This is a genomic window from uncultured Fretibacterium sp., assembly GCF_938040765.1.
Lineage (GTDB): Bacteria > Synergistota > Synergistia > Synergistales > Aminobacteriaceae > CAJPSE01.
The window spans coordinates 1-3,933 of record NZ_CALIAA010000048.1 but is presented as its reverse complement, the minus strand read 5'-3'; the positions used below and the strand labels follow the sequence as shown (position 1 = coordinate 3,933).

Sequence of the window (3,933 nt, the reverse complement as noted above, 5' to 3'; positions counted from 1 at the left end):
AGCTGATAAACCCAGATGAGCCCCCAATAAGTATCATAGAGCCCTATCTTCTGGTAAATCAGGAATAAAGGGAGGACGACGAGGATTTCAGGGGCGAACTTGAAGGAAAGGATGGTAAACGCCAGATCCTCCTTGGCTCGAAAGGAAAACCGGGCAAGGGAATAGGCTGCCGGGACGCCGACGATTATGGATAACAGGACGGCGCCGGCGCTGACAATCAGGTTGTCCATAAAGCATTTGAAGTAGTTTGTCTTCAACAGGACCTCTCGGTAATTCTCCAAAGTAGGATCGAAGAAAAACGTGGTGTTGAACATCTGAGCGTCACTTTTGAACGAAATGATCAGCATCCAGACAAGCGGAAAAAGCGCGAAAAGGGCCCAGAGAAGAAGAGCGGCATTGCGTGCACACGCTTCCATAAGTCTGTTTTTCAACGTTGGTTCCTCCTATCGCCCCGAGGCCTTTTTCTGAACCAGAAGCCAATTGGAAACCAATTTCTTGCTGATGATATAGATGATAACCCAAAGGAACAGAATGTAAGGCATGGCCTCCCCGAATTTGAGGAACGCAAAGCCCTTGTTGTACGCGGTCAACGACAGGTTCATCAATGTGTCTCCCGGTCCTCCTTTGGTCAGGGCAAAAATAATGCCGTATTCCTGCATGGAGGCCATCAGGCGGAAGATCAAGGCGATATAAAGAAAGGGCTTCAGCATCGGCAGGGTCAAATTCTTGAAGGTAAACCACGGAGAGCCGCCGTCAATCTGCGCCGACTCGAAAGGAGACTTCGGCAGCGAATTGATCCCCGCCACGACAAGGACAATGACAAAGGGAGTATACACCCATATATCGATGAGAGCCGCCGTGAAGAGCGCCGTAGATGGGGAGGATGCCCAGGGGAAGCCATATACCCCAAACAGATTGAGAAATTTCTCAAGGATACCCACGGAGGTATTTGTCATGAGCTGCCAGATGATGGTCGCGATGACCGGGGCGACCATCAGGGGAAAAACCAACAGGACCTTCAAGGCCCTTGAAAAGGAATTGTCCTTTTTACAAATGAGAAGCGCGATCCCCAGCCCCAGCAGGATTTCCGAGACGGTCGTGACGAAAGCGTATTTGACCGTCACCCAGACGGCATGCCAGAATGCGGGCTCCCTGAACATCTCGCCCCAGTTGGCAAGGCCCGTGAAGCGCACCGTGGGGCGCCTGAAAGAAAGGTTCGTCAGGGAATAATAAACTGCCATTCCAAAAGGATATAAAATTCCGATGGTTAAAAGCAGGGCGGGCGCAATAATAAGATAGGGCTTCGCCCTCTCCCGGAAGGGGCGCTTCAGGTAACCATCCTTAAGTCCCAGTTTTTCGGTGCGGCTTTCCAAACCCAACTCCCTCCTCCGAATCCACAGCCGTGCAGTTCATCCCCTTTTCCGAGGACGCCGCGTCAGGCTGCGAGAACAATCCGTAATTTGGACAGAGCCTTCACAGGGTGCATCAACTCATTGATTGAAGTGTTTACTGAAATGCCCTGAAGTTCTCCTTCTCGATGCGTTTGATCGCCTCGAGTTTCGAAGAGGAACGCCCCGGAATGAACTCCAATGACAACCATTCCATCAGCAGCTTTTCCGCCAACTCGACGCCGACGACACGCGCCCCCATGGTGATCACGTTCGCATCGTTGCTGAGGCAGGCCCGCTCCGCCGAATAAACGTCGTGTACCGGGGTCGCATAAATCCCAGGAAATTTATTGGCCGTTATTGCCATACCGATACCCGTACCGCAGAACAAAACGCCTTTTTTCGTATAACCGCTTTCGATAATCCGCCTTGCCAGGCGGGCTGCAACCTCGGGATAAGGCTCCTCATCCAGCTCGGAATGAACCCCTACATCCTCCACTTCCACATTTCTACCCCTCAAGAAGGCAAGGATTTTTTCCTTGAAGGAAACGGCTGCATTATCGCAGCCCACGAGAAGACTCATAGCGACACTTCCCCTCTGTTTTCTCCGGTCAGGCGTTTCCAGCAGTGCTTTCCTTGCGCGGCGCCCCCGCTCCATGCGGAAGTTCGATCTCTCCGGCGCCCGTACCCTCCGGCCCCCTCAGGACCTGAGCAAAGGCGTTATCGATTCGGCCAGAGTCGTCAGCAAAAGGCAGCACGAGGTCGCCCCTGCGTCATGGACGCCGCGGGAGCGTTCCCCCAAACGGCTGGCCCGCCCAACTTTTGCCACCATATCCCTGGTCGTTTCCCACCCCTTTTGCGCCGCTTCGGACATAGCGGACAGGGCCATTTCAAAATCGCGCTTCTCCGCCAGCGCTGCGTCAAAAGCATTGACCGCGGGGATGAGCGTATCCAACAGGGTCTTGTCCCCCAATCGGGCCCCCCCCAACCCCTCTATCCCCGAAATGGCGCCGTGGAGCATCTCACTGAAATCCTCGGGCGAAAGATTCTCCTTCCCCTTGGCCACTTTAGCCATTTCTCCAAAAAAAGTTCCGTAGATCGGCCCCATGGATCCGCCTATCTCCATCATAAGGACCCGGCTCAACGTCCTCGCCGCGTCGAAGAACGTTGCCGTCGACCAATCGACCCGGGATTCACAGAGGGAAAAGCCCTTTTCCATGTTGACCCCGTGATCGCCGTCGCCGATCGCACCATCGATCTCACTGAGATAGTCCTTATTTTTTTGTATCGTCCCGATCAGGGCCCTGACGATGGCCGCCCCGTCCTTATTCAGAAAAAACGACATAACGTCACCTTCCAAACTGGGTCAACCCCATGCTCTCCGCTTCCATATCCATGAGCTCCTTGAGCTCATCGTCAAGTTTCATGACCGTCAGGGTGGCCCCCATCATCTCGAGGGAGGTAAAATAATTGCCCACGTAGGAGGAATAAATCCGGATTCCCCTCTTCTCCAGGAGTTCGGCGACCTTGCCGAAAAGGACATAGAGCTCCATAACGGGCGTCGCCCCCAGCCCGGAGAGCAGGACAACCACCTCGTCGTTTGCCGCAAAAGGAAGATCGGGGACAACGATATCCACCATCTTCTCAGCTACTGCATCCGCGTTTCCCAAATCTTCAACACGTATCCCCGGTTCGCCATGATGTCCTATCCCCAGCTCCATCTTGCCCGGTGCAATCTGGAAATTAGGCTTGCCGACGGCAGGAATCGTGCAGGGCGTAAGCCCAACCCCCACGCTGCGGGTATTGTCGATGGCCTTCTGAGCTGCGGCGACGACCTCCTCGAGCGAGGCGCCACGAGCCGCCTTGGCCCCGCCGACCTTCCACATCAATACCTCGCCTGCGACACCTCGGCGTTTTTCCTCCTGTCCCTTGGGGGCCGAGGCGACGTCATCGTTCGCCACGACGGTCATGACTTTGATGCCGTCCTCCTCCGCCAGTTCCCGGGCCATTTTGACATTCATGTTATCCCCGGCATAGTTGCCATACAGACAGGCAACGCCCACTCCGCCATCGGCAGCGAGGAAGGCGTCATAAAAGGCCTGAGCCGGAGGCGACGAAAAAATTTCACCCACCGCCACCGCATCCACCATGTTACGCCCCAAATACCCGACAAAAGCGGGTTTGTGACCCGATCCTCCTCCGGTCACAATGCCCACCCGCCCCTTTTCTCCGGCCATACGGGTTTTGACGACGCGGGGATTATTTGTGGGAGCCAAGAGAGAAGAATAATTTCTCAGGAATCCAACAAGCATGTCATCAACGATCCTGGATGGGTCATTCACAAAACGCTGCATTAAAAATCATTCCCTTCTCGCAGGCTCTTCTTCCGAAAAACACCGACACCTCCGCATGTATTCGCAACAAGCGGGATGTCGGCAGAAAGCATCGGAAAACAACGAGCACAATATTCGTAAATCCAAGGGGTCATGAAAAGTAGACGGGACTCTCGGTCTAAAAGGATCCTCCTTAGAAGGAAATCGCCCCT

The 3,933-nt window shown here is 54.4% G+C and carries 4 protein-coding genes and 1 pseudogene; all 5 read right to left on the bottom strand.

Going from position 1 to position 3,933, the window contains the following annotated elements; all coding sequences use genetic code 11:
• Positions 1-431 (bottom strand): annotated as a pseudogene (locus Q0176_RS01725) (hypothetical protein); the annotation flags it as partial.
• Between the two features lie 12 nt (positions 432-443).
• Positions 444-1,193, bottom strand: a complete 750-nt coding sequence (locus tag Q0176_RS01720; protein ID WP_299298544.1) for a sugar ABC transporter permease — start codon at positions 1,191-1,193, stop codon at positions 444-446.
• A gap of 313 nt (positions 1,194-1,506) precedes the next feature.
• Entirely contained in the window at positions 1,507-1,971 is a 465-nt protein-coding gene (locus Q0176_RS01715) for an RpiB/LacA/LacB family sugar-phosphate isomerase (RefSeq protein WP_299298541.1), read from the bottom strand.
• A 117-nt stretch (positions 1,972-2,088) separates the two neighbouring features.
• Positions 2,089-2,733, bottom strand: coding sequence for a dihydroxyacetone kinase subunit DhaL (dhaL, locus tag Q0176_RS01710; RefSeq protein ID WP_299298538.1), 645 nt, complete (start codon positions 2,731-2,733; stop codon positions 2,089-2,091).
• A 4-nt stretch (positions 2,734-2,737) separates the two neighbouring features.
• A complete protein-coding gene (locus tag Q0176_RS01705; protein ID WP_299298535.1) occupies positions 2,738-3,700 on the bottom strand; it encodes a dihydroxyacetone kinase subunit DhaK in 963 nt (320 codons plus the stop codon).
• Positions 3,701-3,933: the final 233 nt, after the last annotated feature.

Bases quoted from the DNA above. Each gene is read 5' to 3' on its own strand.
- Q0176_RS01715 (WP_299298541.1), bottom strand. From the start codon at position 1,971: ATGAGTCTTCTCGTGGGCTGCGATAATGCAGCCGTTTCCTTCAAGGAA.
- dhaL (WP_299298538.1), bottom strand. From the start codon at position 2,733: ATGTCGTTTTTTCTGAATAAGGACGGGGCGGCCATCGTCAGGGCCCTG.
- Q0176_RS01705 (WP_299298535.1), bottom strand. From the start codon at position 3,700: ATGCTTGTTGGATTCCTGAGAAATTATTCTTCTCTCTTGGCTCCCACA.